The 14,577-nt window shown below is 64.8% G+C and carries 12 protein-coding genes; 6 read left to right on the top strand and 6 right to left on the bottom strand.

Features of this window, described 5'->3' with window-relative positions; all coding sequences use genetic code 11:
* Positions 1-38 precede the first annotated feature (38 nt).
* The 6 genes from AB7F11_RS14340 to AB7F11_RS14315 all read left to right on the top strand — a co-directional run bounded on the left by AB7F11_RS14340 (position 39) and on the right by AB7F11_RS14315 (position 7,825).
* Positions 39-998 carry a TAXI family TRAP transporter solute-binding subunit gene (locus AB7F11_RS14340; RefSeq protein WP_428288993.1) on the top strand — a complete coding sequence of 320 codons (960 nt, stop codon included), beginning with the start codon at positions 39-41 and terminating at the stop codon, positions 996-998.
* An 80-nt stretch (positions 999-1,078) separates the two neighbouring features.
* A complete protein-coding gene (locus AB7F11_RS14335; RefSeq protein ID WP_428288992.1) occupies positions 1,079-3,124 on the top strand; it encodes a TRAP transporter permease in 2,046 nt (681 codons plus the stop codon).
* A gap of 9 nt (positions 3,125-3,133) precedes the next feature.
* Positions 3,134-3,559 (top strand): DUF1850 domain-containing protein, encoded by a 426-nt coding sequence (locus AB7F11_RS14330; RefSeq protein ID WP_428288991.1) that lies wholly within the window; start codon positions 3,134-3,136, stop codon positions 3,557-3,559.
* Entirely contained in the window at positions 3,556-4,464 is a 909-nt protein-coding gene (locus tag AB7F11_RS14325; protein ID WP_428288990.1) for an AEC family transporter, read from the top strand. The genes AB7F11_RS14330 and AB7F11_RS14325 overlap by 4 nt, the downstream gene beginning before the upstream one ends.
* Before the next feature lie 36 nt (positions 4,465-4,500).
* A complete protein-coding gene (locus AB7F11_RS14320; protein WP_428288989.1) occupies positions 4,501-6,288 on the top strand; it encodes an ABC transporter transmembrane domain-containing protein in 1,788 nt (595 codons plus the stop codon).
* A 205-nt stretch (positions 6,289-6,493) separates the two neighbouring features.
* A complete protein-coding gene (locus tag AB7F11_RS14315) occupies positions 6,494-7,825 on the top strand; it encodes a Glu/Leu/Phe/Val family dehydrogenase (RefSeq protein WP_428288988.1) in 1,332 nt (443 codons plus the stop codon).
* A gap of 256 nt (positions 7,826-8,081) precedes the next feature.
* On the opposite strand, the gene AB7F11_RS14310 is transcribed toward AB7F11_RS14315, so the two are convergent.
* The 6 genes from AB7F11_RS14310 to nuoL are packed head-to-tail and all read right to left on the bottom strand — an operon-like array spanning position 8,082 to position 14,572.
* On the bottom strand, positions 8,082-8,552 hold the full coding sequence (locus AB7F11_RS14310) for a DUF1178 family protein (RefSeq protein WP_428288987.1): 471 nt from the start codon (positions 8,550-8,552) through the stop codon (positions 8,082-8,084).
* Positions 8,549-9,163, bottom strand: coding sequence for an NUDIX domain-containing protein (locus AB7F11_RS14305; protein WP_428288986.1), 615 nt, complete (start codon positions 9,161-9,163; stop codon positions 8,549-8,551). Before AB7F11_RS14305 ends, AB7F11_RS14310 begins: the two co-directional genes overlap by 4 nt.
* Positions 9,160-9,462: a DUF2818 family protein gene (locus tag AB7F11_RS14300; RefSeq protein WP_428288985.1), complete on the bottom strand. Its 303-nt coding sequence runs from the start codon at positions 9,460-9,462 to the stop codon at positions 9,160-9,162. Before AB7F11_RS14300 ends, AB7F11_RS14305 begins: the two co-directional genes overlap by 4 nt.
* A gap of 53 nt (positions 9,463-9,515) precedes the next feature.
* A complete protein-coding gene (gene nuoN / locus AB7F11_RS14295) occupies positions 9,516-11,012 on the bottom strand; it encodes an NADH-quinone oxidoreductase subunit NuoN (protein WP_428288984.1) in 1,497 nt (498 codons plus the stop codon).
* Positions 11,013-11,046: 34 nt separating this feature from the next.
* Positions 11,047-12,522 (bottom strand): NADH-quinone oxidoreductase subunit M, encoded by a 1,476-nt coding sequence (locus AB7F11_RS14290; RefSeq protein ID WP_428288983.1) that lies wholly within the window; start codon positions 12,520-12,522, stop codon positions 11,047-11,049.
* A gap of 16 nt (positions 12,523-12,538) precedes the next feature.
* Complete coding sequence (nuoL, locus tag AB7F11_RS14285; protein WP_428288982.1) at positions 12,539-14,572, bottom strand: NADH-quinone oxidoreductase subunit L; 2,034 nt, start codon at positions 14,570-14,572, stop codon at positions 12,539-12,541.
* Between the last annotated feature and the right edge of the window lie 5 nt (positions 14,573-14,577).

The following is a 14,577-nucleotide window of genomic DNA, read 5'->3' as shown; positions in this document are numbered from 1 at the left end:
GCCCTTTTGCTTTTTTCCAATGACAGGAGACCCTCACCATGCGTTTGTTTCACAAGATCGGCCTGGGCCTGAGCCTGGGAGCCGCCCTCATCGCCGGCGTCGCCTCGGCCCAGCAGCAGCAGTTCATCAACGTTCTCACGGGTGGCCAGAGTGGCGTGTACTACCCGATGGGCGTGGCGCTGTCGCAAATCTATGGCAAGGCCATTCCCAACGTGCGCTCCACTGCACAGGTGACGAAGGCATCGGCCGAGAACCTCAACCTGCTGCAGGCCGGTCGCGGTGAGCTGGCCATGTCGCTGGCCGACGCGGTTTCAGACGCATGGCGCGGCAACGCCGAAGCCGGTTTCAACACCAAGCTGGACAAGCTTCGCGGGCTCTCGGCCACCTACAACAACTACATCCAGATCGTGGCCAGTGCCGACTCCGGCATCAAGACGCTGGCCGACCTCAAGGGCAAACGCGTTTCGGTGGGTGCGGCCAAATCGGGCACCGAACTCAACGCACGCGCCATCTTCAAGGCGGCGGGCCTGGCCTACACCGACCTTGCCAAGGTGGAGTACCTGCCTTTCGGCGAGTCGGTCGAACTCATCAAGAACCGCCAGCTCGACGCCACGCTGCAGTCTGCCGGCCTGGGTGTGGCCTCCATCCGTGACCTGGCCACGGCGGTGAAGATTGTCGTGGTGGCCGTGCCGGCCGACGTGGTGGCCAAGGTGGGCGACCCGGCGTACCAGCCCGCCGTCATTCCGGCCAACACATACACCGGCCAGACAGCCGACGTGGCCACCGCCGCCATCCCCAACTTCCTGATCACGCACAGTGGCGTGTCGGATGACCTGGCCTACCAGATGGCCAAGCAGATGTACGAAAACATCGACACCCTCTACGCGGCCCACAACGCGGCCAAGTCGATCAAGCGCGAGAACGCCGTCAAGGGCATGCCGGTGCCGCTGCACCCAGGTGCCGAGCGCTACTACAAGGAAGTGGGCCTGATCAAGTAAGGCCCGCCACGGACATCATTGGACGAGCGATACGGCCCCTTCCCTGGGGCCGTATCCGTTTCTGTTGACACGAGGACCGCATGACCGACAACAACAACAAGGAAGGCAGCCACCTCAAGGCGCTGCCCATGGGCGTGTTCTGGATCGCCCTGCTTTTCTCCGGCTACCAGATCTGGATGGCCTCGTTTCACCCGCTGTCGAGCCAGGTGATCCGCGCCATCCACGTCGGGTTCGTGCTGCTGATGATCTTCACGCTCTATCCACCCTTCGAAACACGCCGCGCGGCACTGGCGACCTTCGGGCGCATGCTGGGCTGGACCTTGGGCATCGTAGGCTTCGTGTTCGGTCTCTACCACTGGTACTACGAAAGCGACCTGACGCTTCGTGCCGGTGACCTGGTCGCCTCGGACTGGGTGGTGGGCGTGGTCACCATCGCGCTGGTGTTCGAGGCCGCGCGCCGTGTGATGGGCTGGGGCCTGCCGCTGATCTGCGGCATCTTCCTGGCGTATGCGCTGTTCGGCCAGCACCTGCCCGGCACGCTGGCGCACCGGGGCTTCGGCGTGGACCAGGTGGTGAGTGCGCTGGGTTTCGGTACCGAAGGCATCTACGGCACGCCGACCTACGTCTCGTCCACCTACATCTTCCTGTTCATCCTGTTCGGCGCCTTCCTGGAACAGGCCGGCATGATCCGCCTGTTCAACGATTTCGCCATGGGCACGGTGGGCCACACGCGCGGCGGTCCGGCCAAGGTATCGGTGATTTCCTCGGGCCTCATGGGCACCATCAACGGCTCTGGCGTGGCCAACGTGGTGACCACGGGCCAGTTCACCATTCCGCTGATGAAGCGTTTCGGGTACAGCCCCGCGTTCGCGGGCGGCGTGGAGGCCACGGCCAGCATGGGCGGGCAGATCATGCCGCCAGTGATGGGGGCGGTGGCCTTCATCATGGCCGAGACCATCAACGTGCCGTACATCGAGATCGTCAAGGCGGCGCTGATTCCGGCCATACTGTATTTCGTCACCGCCTTCTGGATGGTGCACCTGGAGGCCGGCCGCAAGGGGTTGCTGGGGCTGTCGAAGGAAGAGTGCCCCAATCCATGGACGGCGGTGCGCGAGCGCTGGTACCTGCTGCTGCCCCTGATCGGTCTGGTGGCGCTGCTCTTCTCCGGCTATACGCCCCTGTTCTCGGGCACCGTGGGCCTGGGGCTCACCGTGATCCTGATCTTCGGCGCCGCGGTGATCAGCGGCGTGAATGCGCCGGCCCTGCGCGCGCTGGCCTGGGCCCTGCTGGGCTTTGCCTGCGCGGGCTTCTACCAGTTTGGCGTGGGCACATTCTTCGTGCTCGTTGCGCTGCTGGTGGCGCTCACCTACGTGCTGCGGCGCGGTGGCGATGCACGCGCCCTGGCCGTTCAGGCGCTGGTGGATGGCGCGCGCCACGCGCTGCCCGTGGCCATCGCCTGTGCCCTGGTGGGCGTGATCATCGGCGTGATCAACCTCACTGGCGTGGCCGCCGAGCTGGGCGGCCACATCATTGCCATCGGCAAGGACAGCCTGTTCCTGGCGCTGCTGCTCACCATGATCACCTGTCTGGTGCTCGGCATGGGGATTCCCACCATTCCGAACTACATCATCACCAGTTCGCTGGCCGCGCCGGTGTTGCTGCAACTGGGCGTTCCCCTCATCGTCTCGCACATGTTCGTGTTCTATTTCGGCATCATGGCCGACCTCACGCCGCCGGTGGCGCTGGCGTGCTTCGCAGCAGCGCCCATTGCGAGAGAAACGGGGCTGAAGATCAGCGTGCAGGCGATCCGCGTGGCCATTGCGGGCTTCATCGTGCCGTTCATGGCGGTCTACAGCCCCGCGCTGATGCTGCAGTCCGGCGACTGGCTGGACACGACCTGGATCGTCTTCAAGGCGCTGGTGGCCATCGGCATGTGGGGCGCGGGTGCCATCGGCTTCCTGATCGGACCGCTCAACTGGACAGAGCGCATCGTGGCGATCGTTTCGGCGAGTTTCCTGGTGGTGGCGTTGCCGCTCACCGACGAGATCGGCCTGGGTGCGGTGGCGCTGTTCGTGGCCTGGCACGTCTGGCGCCTGCGGGCACAGCGTGCGCAAGTGGCCCACTGAGCCGACGCCATGGTCTTGATGGGTGTGTGTCTGGCGCTGGCCGCCAAGGCGGCGGCGCCAGCTTTTGTCGACGCCCGCCATTTCACACTGGCCTGGACACACTCCATCGAGAAAGTGCGCTGGGAAGAAGACTACGCGGTGGCGCCGGGCAGCGAGCCGGGTGACGCGCCCGTGTTGAAGGCGCTGCAAGCGCGTGTGCGAGGCTCGGCCGCCGGCATGGAGCCGCCGCCCGACGCGGTGCTCAAGGATGGCTGGTTCGTCTACACACCGACCATCGCGCAGCCCGCCCGGCTGAACCTCACCCGGTCGGAATTCACCGCCGACTACCAACTCTGTGTGCGGGGTGAGTGCCGGGCCATGTCGCACTGGCTGCCATCGGACGGCGGCGTCACTGTTCTGCGGGCCTGCCGCCCGCCCGGTATGCTCAAGCCGTGAATTTTGCCCAGCTCCTCTTCCCCGACTTCTCGCTCATCCTTTGCGGCTACCTGGTGTGCCGCTTCACCGCGCTCAACCGCAAGGTATGGGAACAGGTCGAGAGCCTCGTCTACTACTTTCTGTTCCCGGTGCTGCTGTTCCACAGCATCGTCAAGAGCCCGCTCGACCTGGGCCAGGCGTCCAGCCTCATGGGCGCGGGCGTCACGCTCGGCATCGGTGGCATCGCCCTGGCCTACTCGCTCCCCCAATGGCCCTGGATCGGCCAGCGGATCGACGTGCGCCTTCACGCCGCGAGCGCGCAGGTGGGGTTTCGATTCAATTCCTTCATCGCGCTGGCACTGGCCGACAAAGTGGCGGGCGCCCCGGGTCTGCTGATGATCGCGGTGCTGATCGGCGTGTGCGTGCCGCTGTTCAACGTGGGCGCGGTGTGGCCCATGGCACGGCATGGCAACAAGGGCTTTGTGCGCGAACTGGCGCGCAACCCGCTGATCATTGGCACGGTGTCGGGGCTGGTGGCCAATCTGCTGGGCTTCCAGATGCCGGTGTGGCTCGAACCGACCGTCAATCGCATCGGCCAGGCTTCGCTGGCGCTGGGCCTCATGGCTGCCGGTGCGGGTATGCAGTTCGGCATGCTGTCCAGCGCCAAGCTGCTCGGCGGCCTGGTGCTGGCGGTGAAACACCTGGGCATGCCGCTCATGGCCTTTGGACTGGCGAAGCTGTTCCGGCTGGACGCCACCCAAACCACCATCCTGTTGATGTTCTCAGCGGTGCCCACGGCTTCGAGCTGCTATGTGCTGGCGGCGCGCATGGGCTACAACGGGCCGTATGTGGCCGGGCTGGTCACGCTGTCGACGCTGCTGGGCATGCTCAGCCTCCCATTTGCGCTCGGGGTGCTGGGGGGTTGAAGCCGCATGGCGTAGAAACCCGGCACACTCTCCCCCATGCCCGCCACGCCACCTGCCGACCGACCCAAAGCCACCTCGCCCACCTCACTGGGTGGCTTGCGGCCTTTCATTCGCCCCTACCGCGTGCAGATTGCGCTGGCGCTGCTGTTCCTGGTGCTCGCGGCGGTGGCCACGCTGGCATTTCCGCTGGCGCTGCGGTTCCTCATCGACAGCGGCCTGGCGCCCGCCGGGCGTGGCGAACAGGCGATGGCACTGCGCGGGCATTTCGCCGCGCTGTTCGGTGTGGCGGTGGCGCTGGGCGTTTTTTCGGCGGTGCGCTTCTACCTGGTGAGCTGGCTGGGTGAGCGCGTGACGGCGGACCTGCGCAATGCGGTTTACAGCCACGTGCTGCGCCAGAGCCCGCAGTTCTTCGAGACCACGCAAACCGGTGAAGTGCTTTCGCGCCTGACGACCGACACCACGCTGGTGCAGACGGTGGTGGGTTCTTCGCTGTCGATGGGTCTGCGCAATGGCGTGATGGGCATCGGCGCACTGATCATGCTGGTGTGGACCAATCCGTATGTGATGACACAGGTGCTGCTGATTCTGCTGCTGGTGGTGTTGCCGAGCATGTGGTTCGGGCGCCGCGTGCGCAAGCTCTCGCGCGCCAGCCAGGACCGCGTGGCCGACTCCAGCGCCATCGCGGCGGAGGTGCTCAACGCGATCCCCATCGTGCAGAGCTACACCGCTGAAGATCGCGAGGCCACTCGCTTTGCGGCTTCGACGCAGTTTGCCTTCGAGACGGCGATACGCCGCACGCGGGCGCGTTCGGTGCTGGTGGCCTTCATCATCATCAGTACGGCCGGCCTGCTGCTGTGGGGCCTGTACCAGGGCACGCAGGCGGTGCTGGCGGGCAGCATCAGCCCGGGGCACCTGGGGCAGACGGTGCTGTACGTGATCATTCTGGCCAGCGCGGTGGCGGTGCTGGGCGAGGTGTATGGCGATCTGCTGCGCGCAGCAGGCGCGAGTGAGCGGCTTATGGAATTGCTGGCCATGGAGTCGCCCGTGCAGTCGCCGGTGCGGCCGCTGCAGGCGCCGCAGCCGGCCGGCGGCAGCACGCTCGTCTTTGAAAACGTCAACTTTCACTACCCGTCGCGCCCGGCCCAGCCCGCGCTGGCCGATTTCAGCCTCGCGGTGAGCTCCGGGCAGACCGTGGCGCTGGTGGGGCCCAGTGGCGCGGGCAAGAGCACGGTGTTCAGCCTGCTGCTGCGCTATTACGACCCGGCGCACGGCAGCATCCGGCTGGACGGCGTGGCGATCGACCAGATGAGCCTGCACGATCTGCGCTCGCGCGTGGGCATCGTGCCGCAAGACCCAGTGATTTTTTCCAGCAGCGCGATGGAAAACATCCGCTACGGCCATCCTGGCGCCAGCGACGACGAGGTGCGATCGGCGGCGAAAGCCGCGTTTGCCGACGAGTTCATCGACCAGTTGCCCGAGGGCTACGACACCTTCCTCGGCGAACGGGGCGTGCGGCTCTCGGGAGGCCAGCGCCAGCGCATCGCCATCGCGCGCGCCATGCTGAAAAACCCGCCGCTGCTGCTGCTCGACGAGGCCACCAGCGCGCTGGACGCACAGAGCGAGCGCATGGTGCAGGCCGCGCTGGAGTCGGCCATGAAGGACCGCACCACGCTGGTGATTGCACACCGCCTGGCCACCGTGCAGCGGGCCGACCACATCGTGGTGCTGGACCATGGACGGCTGGTGGAACAGGGAACCCACGCTGAGCTTGTTTCCCAGGGTGGCGTGTACGCCGGGCTGGCTGCCTTGCAATTCAACGCCTAAGTCCGGGAACCCGACGATTCGCCGCTGCGCGGGCCGCTGCCCCGGGGGCCGGGCCTGCCTTGGGAGCGGCTCGGCGGCTGGCCGGGGTCATGCGCGAACGGCATGACCGAATGGCATCCTGGCCTTGGACAAGCCACAGGCGGCTGCTTAAGCTAGCGGGCTGGCTCATTGCATGGGCCAGCACACCCACAAGGAATCCCGCACCATGTCACAAGCACCGCAGTCTCAGGCCGGTGGCGCCACCAGCGCCCCGGCCGTTTTTACACAGGCCCTGCCCTCGTACCTCGATCCCAAACACCTCGGCCCCTGGGGCGTCTACCTGCAGCAGGTGGACCGCGTCACACCGTACCTGGGATCGCTGGCCCGCTGGGTCGACACCTTGAAGCGCCCCAAGCGCACGTTGATCGTGGACGTGCCCATCCACCTGGACAATGGGTCCGTGGCGCACTTCGAGGGCTACCGGGTGCAGCACAACACTTCTCGCGGGCCTGGCAAGGGCGGCGTGCGCTTCCACCAGGACGTGACGCTCTCGGAAGTGATGGCGCTCTCGGCCTGGATGTCGATCAAGAACGCGGCGGTGAACGTGCCGTACGGCGGCGCCAAAGGGGGCATTCGCGTGGATCCGCGCCAGCTCACCATCGGCGAGCTTGAGCGCGTGACGCGCCGCTACACCAGCGAGATCGGCATCATCATCGGCCCAACCAAGGACATTCCGGCGCCGGACGTGAACACCAACGAGCAGGTCATGGCCTGGATGATGGACACGTATTCCATGAACGAGGGCTCGACGGCCACCGGCGTGGTCACCGGCAAGCCGGTGGACCTGGGTGGTTCACTGGGACGGCGCGAAGCCACGGGACGCGGCGTGTTCACCGTGGGCGTGGAAGCGGCCCGGCGCATCGGGCTGGACGTGGCCACCGCGCGCGTGGCTGTACAGGGCTTCGGCAACGTGGGCGGCGTGGCGGGCAAGCTGTTTGCCGAGGCCGGCGCCAAGGTGGTGGCGGTGCAGGACCATGGCGGCACCATCTACCGCGAAGCAGGGCTCGACGTACCCGCCCTGCTCGCCCATGTGGCGCGCGTAGGCTCTGTGGCGGGCTTTGGAGGCGCCGAGGTGATCGACAACGACGCCTTCTGGAGCGTGCCGTGTGACATCCTGATTCCCGCCGCGCTGGAGTCGCAGATCACCGAGGCCAACGCCGGACGCATTCAGGCCCGCATGGTGATTGAAGGCGCCAACGGCCCCACCACGCCACAGGCCGACGACATCCTGCACGACCGCAATGTGCTGGTGCTGCCCGACGTGATCGCCAACGCCGGCGGCGTGACCGTGAGCTACTTCGAGTGGGTGCAGGATTTCTCCAGCTTCTTCTGGAGCGAAGACGAGATCAACGCGCGTCTGGTCAAAATCATGAAAGACGCGTTTGCCGCCGTGTGGCAGGTGGCCGACGAAAACAAGGTAAGCCTGCGCACCGCGACCTTCATCGTGGCGTGCAAACGCATCCTGCACGCACGCGACCTGCGCGGACTGTATCCGTAACTCCCCCCTGCGCCGCTGCGCGGCTTCCCCCCTCTCTGGCGCGCCTTCGGCGCTTGGAGGGGGGACGATGCCTGTGGCCCGGCGGAGCCGGTTCCACGGCATCTCTGGACGCAGGCACACACTCCGGAGAGAAGAGCTGCTCATCAAGAGACAGCAAGGGACGGCTCCGCCGGCCCGAGCTGTCGTCCCCCCTCCAAGCGCCGAAGGCGCGCCAGAGAGGGGGGAAGCCGCGCAGCGGCGCAGGGGGGTGTCCCTGCTACTGCAGAGTTTCCTTGGCCGCGGGTAGCATCGGCAAGGGCATGACGTCGATGCCTTCCTCGATCAGTTCCAGCGCTTCCTGCGCGCTGGCCTGGCCGCGGATCTGGCGGTGCTCCTTCTCGCCATGGTGCATGGCGCGCGCCTCCTCGGCGAAGCGTTCACCCACGTCTTCGGTGTTGGCCACCACCTCGCGCAGCGCCTTGAGCATGCGCGCCTGAAGCTCGCCCAGATCGGGGCTGGGAACGGCGTGGTTGCTGAGCGCCACCGCACCTGCAGATGGCGTGCTTTCATCGCGGCGCGCGGTGCGCAAGTTCAGGCGTGGGGCCGAGAGCTTTTTCTCGATGTGCGAGTCGCCGCACAGCGGGCAACTCACCAGACCACGCTCCAGCTGGCTCGTAAAGTCGTCTTCCGATCCAAACCAGCCTTCGAACCCGTGCTGATGCGCGCATTGCAGGTTGAGGACCTTCATGCGGTGAATTCTCCGGCATCGTCGGTTGCGTCAGCGCCCTGCCAGGACAATGCCCATTCACCGCGCAACACATTCTGCAGCCACATCGAGCCGATCAGAGTCTTGCAGTCGATCACCTTGCCGCCAAAGCACCAGGCGTGAAGCTCGGCCGGCGTGGCCGCGAAGACGTCCAGAAACTCACCCTCATCGAGCTGGCGCTCGCCCAGCGTGAGGCCACGGGCGAACCAGATGTCGATGACCTCGTCGGAGTACGCAATGGTGGGCGCAAGCCGCCCGGCAAAGGCCCATTCGCGTGCGCTGTAGCCGGTCTCTTCCAGCAGCTCGCGTTTCGCGCACAAGAGGCTGCCTTCGCCCGCGTCAAGCTTGCCGGCAGGGAATTCGATCATCACGGCCCGCATCGGGTGGCGAAACTGGCGCTCGAGCACCACGCGCCCGTCGTCCAGCAGGCCGATGATCATCACGGCGCCGGGATGCAACACGAACTCGCGCGTGGCCTCGGCGCCGTTGGGCAGGCGAACCGTATCGCGCACCACATGCAGGAAATGACCACGCAGCAGCTCGGAGCGCGCCAGGGGGGTCTCCTGAAGGTGGGGATCGTCCTCGTGACTCATCCGCGGCGGCGATAGAGGTAACGGTACACGAAGCCGGGAAACGCCAGCGTGAGGAACAGCGCGCCCGTGGTGGCGTAGAACTCCCAGCCTTGCGGGGCAATCTGACCGGCGCGCTGCTCCAGCCCAAGACCCAGTCCACCCACCAGCGCGTACAGCACGACAAGTTCACCCACACGCATCCAGAGAGTCTTGGGCGCGCGGCGCGGCCACACGGCAAGCCAGCGATCGTTGATGAAGGGAATGTTGGCCGCCAGGAAGGCGGCCAACAGGATGAACCAGACAGAGAAGGTGTGCGTCATGAACGTGTGAGCCGGCGCGCACCGGCGAGTTCATCGCCGCACACGCACACGGCTCAGGCGAAGAGCTTGCTCACAGCCTGGGCGCAGAGCGTCATGAGCCCACCGGGCAGTATGCCGAGCACCAGCACCAGGGCGCCATTGAGCGAAAGCACCGAGCGTGCATCCGCCCCGGCTTCAATGTCGGCGGTCTGCGTGGGCGCGTCGAAATACATCACCTTGACGAGGCGCAGGTAATAGAACGCGCCGATCAACGACATGATGACCGCAAACACCGCCAGGCCCACATAGAAGGCGGCTGAAGAGGCCAGCAGCGCCTGTAACACCGCCAGCTTGGCGTAGAAACCGACCAGTGGCGGCACACCGGCCAGCGAGAACATGCAGATGGCCATGACGCCGGCATAGAGCGGGCTGCGTTGGTTGAGGCCGGCCAGATCGCTGACGTTTTCCGACTCGAAGCCGCTGCGCGAAAGCAGCAGGATCACACCGAAAGTGCCCAGTGTGGTGAGCACGTAGGTGATGACGTAGAACATGGACGAGGCGTAGGCGTTGGCCATGTTGCCCGCATCACCCTGCACCACGCCGGCGAGCAGGCCCAGGAGCATGAACCCCATCTGAGCGATGGTGGAAAACGCGAGCATGCGCTTGAGGTTGGTCTGCGCGATGGCGGCGAGGTTGCCCACCAGCAGCGACATGACCGCCAGCACGGCCAGCATCTGCTGCCAGTCCACCGCGAGCGGCTGCATGCCTTCGACCAGCAGGCGGATGACGATAGCGAACGCAGCCAGCTTGGGGGCGCCGCCAATCATGAGCGTGATGGCCGTGGGCGCGCCGTGGTAAACGTCGGGCACCCACATGTGGAAGGGCACCACGCCGAGTTTGAAGGCCAGGCCCGCGACCACGAAAACCAGGCCGAGCGTGAGCACCTGCGGTGAACCCTTGAGAGTGGCTTCGCCACCGGCGATGGCCTGCAGTACCTGGGACAGATCGAGCGATCCCGTGGCCCCGTAGACCATGGACAGGCCATAGAGCAGGAAACCGCTGGCCAGCGCGCCCAGCACGAAGTACTTCATGGCCGCCTCGGTGGCCTGCACGTTGTCGCGGCGCAGCGCCACCAGTGCATAGCTGGAGAGCGTGAGCAGTTCCAGGCCGAGGTAGATCACGAGGAAGTTGTGGCCCGAAATCATGACGAACATGCCCAGCAGCGCGAGCATGGCAAGCGTGAACATCTCGCCGCCGCGCAGCATGTCGCGCTGGCTGGCGTAACCGCGTCCATACACCAGCGTGACCATCACGGCGATGCTGGCAAAGCACTTGAGCCAGTTGCCCATGGGGTCGCTCACGATCATGCCGCCAAACCCGGCAATGGTGTTGCCCGAACTGGCGGCCATGCCCAGCAGCAGCGCCACCACGGCGAGCGTGAGCAAGGTGAGCGCGTAGGTCGCGCCACGCAGCGGCGTCTTCACGGCCAGGTCCACCAGCGCGATCACGCAGGCCATGGTCAGCAGAAGAATTTCAGGGTAGGCCGCAACCCAGCTGAGCTTGTCAATCATGTGAGCGTTCTCTTGTATGGCTTGGGCAACGGGCTCAGTTCAGTTTGGAGATGGCGACGTGGCGCAGCAGTTCAGCCACGGAAGCGTCCATCACGTCGGTGAAGGGCTTGGGATAGACGCCCATGTAGAGCACCGCCAGCGCCAGCACGGCCAGCACCAGGAATTCGCGCGAGTTGATGTCGGTCAGCGCCTTCACGTTGTCGTTGCCCACCGCACCAAGGTAGACGCGCTTGTACATCCACAACGAGTACGCCGCACCGAAGATCAGCGCGGACGCTGCCATCAGGCCGATCCAGAAGTTGGACTTGACGGCGGCGAGGATCACCATCCACTCGCCCACGAAGCCTGCGGTGCCCGGCAGCCCGCAATTGGCCATGGTGAAGAGCAGTGCAAATGCGGCGAAGTTGGGCATGGTGTTGACCACACCACCGTAGTCGGCAATCTCGCGCGAGTGAACGCGGTCATACAGCACACCGATGCCCAGGAACATGGCGGCCGACACAAAGCCGTGCGCAATCATCTGCACGATGGCGCCCGAGACACCCAGATCGCTGAAGACAAAGAAGCCGAGCGTGACGAAGCCCATGTGGGCCACCGACGAATAGGCCACCAGCTTCTTCATGTCCTGCTGCACCATGGCCACCAGGCCCACATAAATCACGGCCACCAGCGAGAGCGCGATCATGAGCCAGGCCCATTCGTGCGAAGCGTCGGGCAGGATGGGCAGCGAGAAACGCAGGAAACCGTAGGCCCCAAGCTTGAGCATGATGGCCGCCAGGACGGCAGAACCACCGGTGGGAGCTTCCACGTGCACATCGGGCAACCAGGTGTGCACCGGCCACATCGGCACCTTGACCGCAAAGGCGGCGAAGAAGGCAAAGAAAAGGAGGGTCTGCGCCGTGCCTCCCAGAGGCAGCTTGTACCAGTCGGCCAGCGCGAAGCTGCCGCCAGCCTGCGTGTACAGGTAGATGAGCGCCACCAGCATGAGCAGCGAGCCCAGCAGTGTGTAGAGGAAGAATTTGAACGCGGCGTAGATCTTGTTCGGACCACCCCAGATGCCGATGATGAGGTACATCGGGATCAGCGTGGCTTCGAAGAACACATAGAACAGCATCGCATCCTGCGCGCTGAACACGCCGATCATGAGCCCCGAGAGGATCAGGAAAGCGCCCATGTACTGATTCACGCGCGAGGTGATCGACTCCCAGCTCGCCACGACCACCACCACATTGATGAAAGCGGTGAGCAACACCAGCCAGAGGGAGATGCCGTCCACGCCCAGGTGGTAGTTCACGCTGAAGCGGTCGATCCAGGGCACGTTCTCCACGAACTGCATGGCCGCGGTGCCAAGCTTGAAGCCGGTGTAGAGCGGCACGGTGACGGCCAGGCCAGCCACTGCACCGATCAGCGCGATCCAGCGCACCATGGGGGCCTGTTCGTCGCGGCCCAGGGCCAGCAGCACGACGCCGAAGAAGATCGGCGTCCAGATTGCAAGGCTCAGCAAACCCATCTTGTTCTTCCTCTTCTTATTTGGCGAGCCACACGAAATACGTCATGAACAGCAGCACGCCCACGATCATCATGAGCGCGTAGTGGTAGAGGTAGCCGGTCTGCGCACGACGCACCACCGAGGACACCAGGCCCACGAGTTTCCAGCTGGCGTTGACCACGCCACCTTCGATCACGCCGCGATCGCCGCCCTTCCACAGGCCGATGCCGAGACCGCGCGCGGCCTTGGCCAGCACGTTCTCGTTGAACCAGTCCATGTAGTACTTGTTCTCCAGCACCACCACGATCGGGCGCAGGGCGCGTCCGATGGCAGCGGGCACCTTCGGATTGATGAGGTACATGTACCAGGCGCTCACCGCGCCAGCCAGCGCAAGGTACAGCGGCGGCGTGAAGAAGGAGTGGGCGGCCATGGCCAGCGCGCCGTGAAACTCCTCGGCGAAGGTCTTCATCGCCGGATGGGCATCCAGGTTGATGAAGATCGCGTCTTTCAGGAACTCGCCGAACAGCATGGGCTGGATCGTCATGAAGCCGATGACCACCGACGGAATGGCCAGCAGAAGCAAAGGCACCGTGACCACCCAGGGAGACTCGTGCGGCTTGCCGTCGCCGTGTCCATGGCCGTGTTCATCGTGGTGGCCGTGGTCGTCATGGTGGGCGTCGGGGTTCTGGTCGTAGCGCTCCTGGCCGTGGAACACCAGGAAATAGAGGCGGAACGAGTAGAACGACGTGACGAACACGCCAGCGAGCACCGCGAAGTAGGCAAAGCCCGAGGCCGGCAGGTTGCTGAAATGAACCGCCTCGATGATGCTGTCCTTGGAATAGAAACCGGCAAACAGCGGCGTGCCGATCAGGGCCAGCGTGCCGAGCAGCGAGGTGATCCACGTGATGGGCATGTACTTGCGCACGCCGCCCATCCAGCGAATGTCCTGATTGTGGTGCAGGCCCATGATGACCGAGCCAGCCGCCAGGAACAGCAGGGCCTTGAAGAAGGCGTGCGTCATGAGGTGGAACACGGCCACCGAATAGGCCGAAGCGCCGAGAGCCACCGTCATGTAACCCAGCTGCGAGAGCGTGGAATAGGCGACCACGCGCTTGATGTCGTTCTGGATGATCCCCAGGAAGCCCATGAACAGCGCAGTGATGGCGCCGATGACCATGATGAAGTTGAGCGCGGTGTCAGAAAGTTCGAACAGCGGCGACATGCGCGCCACCATGAAGATGCCAGCCGTGACCATGGTGGCGGCGTGGATCAGCGCCGAAATGGGCGTGGGGCCTTCCATGGAATCGGGCAACCACACATGCAGCGGAAACTGCGCGCTCTTGCCCATGGCGCCAATGAACAGGCAGATGCAAATGACGGTGATCAGGAGCCAGTCGGTACCCGGGAACCCCAGCTTGCCGAGTTCGGGCGCCTTGGCGAACACCTCGGAGTAGTTCATGGTGCCTGCGTAGGCCACGATGAGGCCGATGCCGAGGATGAAGCCGAAGTCGCCCACGCGGTTGACCAGAAAGGCCTTCATGTTGGCGAAAATCGCGGTGGGCTTGTTGAACCAGAAGCCGATGAGCAGGTACGACACCAGGCCCACCGCTTCCCATCCAAAGAACAGTTGCAACAGGTTGTTGCTCATCACCAGCATGAGCATGGAGAAAGTGAACAGCGAGATGTAGGCAAAGAAGCGGTTGTAGCCTTCATCCTCTTCCATGTAGCCGATGGTGTAGAGGTGCACCATGAGCGAGACGAAGGTGACCACCACCATCATCATCGCGGTGAGGCCATCGACCAGGAAACCGATCTCCATCTTCAGGCCGCCAACGACCATCCAGGTGTAGAGGGTTTCGTTGAAACGGGCACCGTCAATCGCCACGCTCTTGAGGGTGGATGCCGAGAGGATGAAGGCAATGAGCACACCCAGGATCGTGAGGGTGTGAGAAGCCCGGCGGCCAATGACGTTCCCGCCAAAGGTGGTGCCCAGGATGCCGGCCAGCGCGGCGCCGACCAGAGGGGCCAGCGGGACGGCGAGCAAGGTGCTTGCAGAGAGGGTGGTGCTCATGGGTT

This window comes from Hydrogenophaga sp., assembly GCF_050250835.1.
Taxonomy (GTDB): domain Bacteria; phylum Pseudomonadota; class Gammaproteobacteria; order Burkholderiales; family Burkholderiaceae_C; genus Hydrogenophaga.
The sequence above is the reverse complement of the archived record's forward strand: the minus strand, read 5'-3'. Positions and strand labels throughout refer to the sequence as shown.

Coding starts and splice junctions, on each gene's coding strand:
- AB7F11_RS14305 (WP_428288986.1), bottom strand. CDS start 9,163: ATGAGTCACGAGGACGATCCCCACCTTCAGGAGACCCCCCTGGCGCGC.
- AB7F11_RS14300 (WP_428288985.1), bottom strand. CDS start 9,462: ATGACGCACACCTTCTCTGTCTGGTTCATCCTGTTGGCCGCCTTCCTG.
- nuoN (WP_428288984.1), bottom strand. CDS start 11,012: ATGATTGACAAGCTCAGCTGGGTTGCGGCCTACCCTGAAATTCTTCTG.
- AB7F11_RS14335 (WP_428288992.1), top strand. CDS start 1,079: ATGACCGACAACAACAACAAGGAAGGCAGCCACCTCAAGGCGCTGCCC.
- nuoL (WP_428288982.1), bottom strand. CDS start 14,572: ATGAGCACCACCCTCTCTGCAAGCACCTTGCTCGCCGTCCCGCTGGCC.
- AB7F11_RS14320 (WP_428288989.1), top strand. CDS start 4,501: ATGCCCGCCACGCCACCTGCCGACCGACCCAAAGCCACCTCGCCCACC.
- AB7F11_RS14330 (WP_428288991.1), top strand. CDS start 3,134: ATGGTCTTGATGGGTGTGTGTCTGGCGCTGGCCGCCAAGGCGGCGGCG.
- AB7F11_RS14315 (WP_428288988.1), top strand. CDS start 6,494: ATGTCACAAGCACCGCAGTCTCAGGCCGGTGGCGCCACCAGCGCCCCG.
- AB7F11_RS14290 (WP_428288983.1), bottom strand. CDS start 12,522: ATGGGTTTGCTGAGCCTTGCAATCTGGACGCCGATCTTCTTCGGCGTC.
- AB7F11_RS14310 (WP_428288987.1), bottom strand. CDS start 8,552: ATGAAGGTCCTCAACCTGCAATGCGCGCATCAGCACGGGTTCGAAGGC.
- AB7F11_RS14340 (WP_428288993.1), top strand. CDS start 39: ATGCGTTTGTTTCACAAGATCGGCCTGGGCCTGAGCCTGGGAGCCGCC.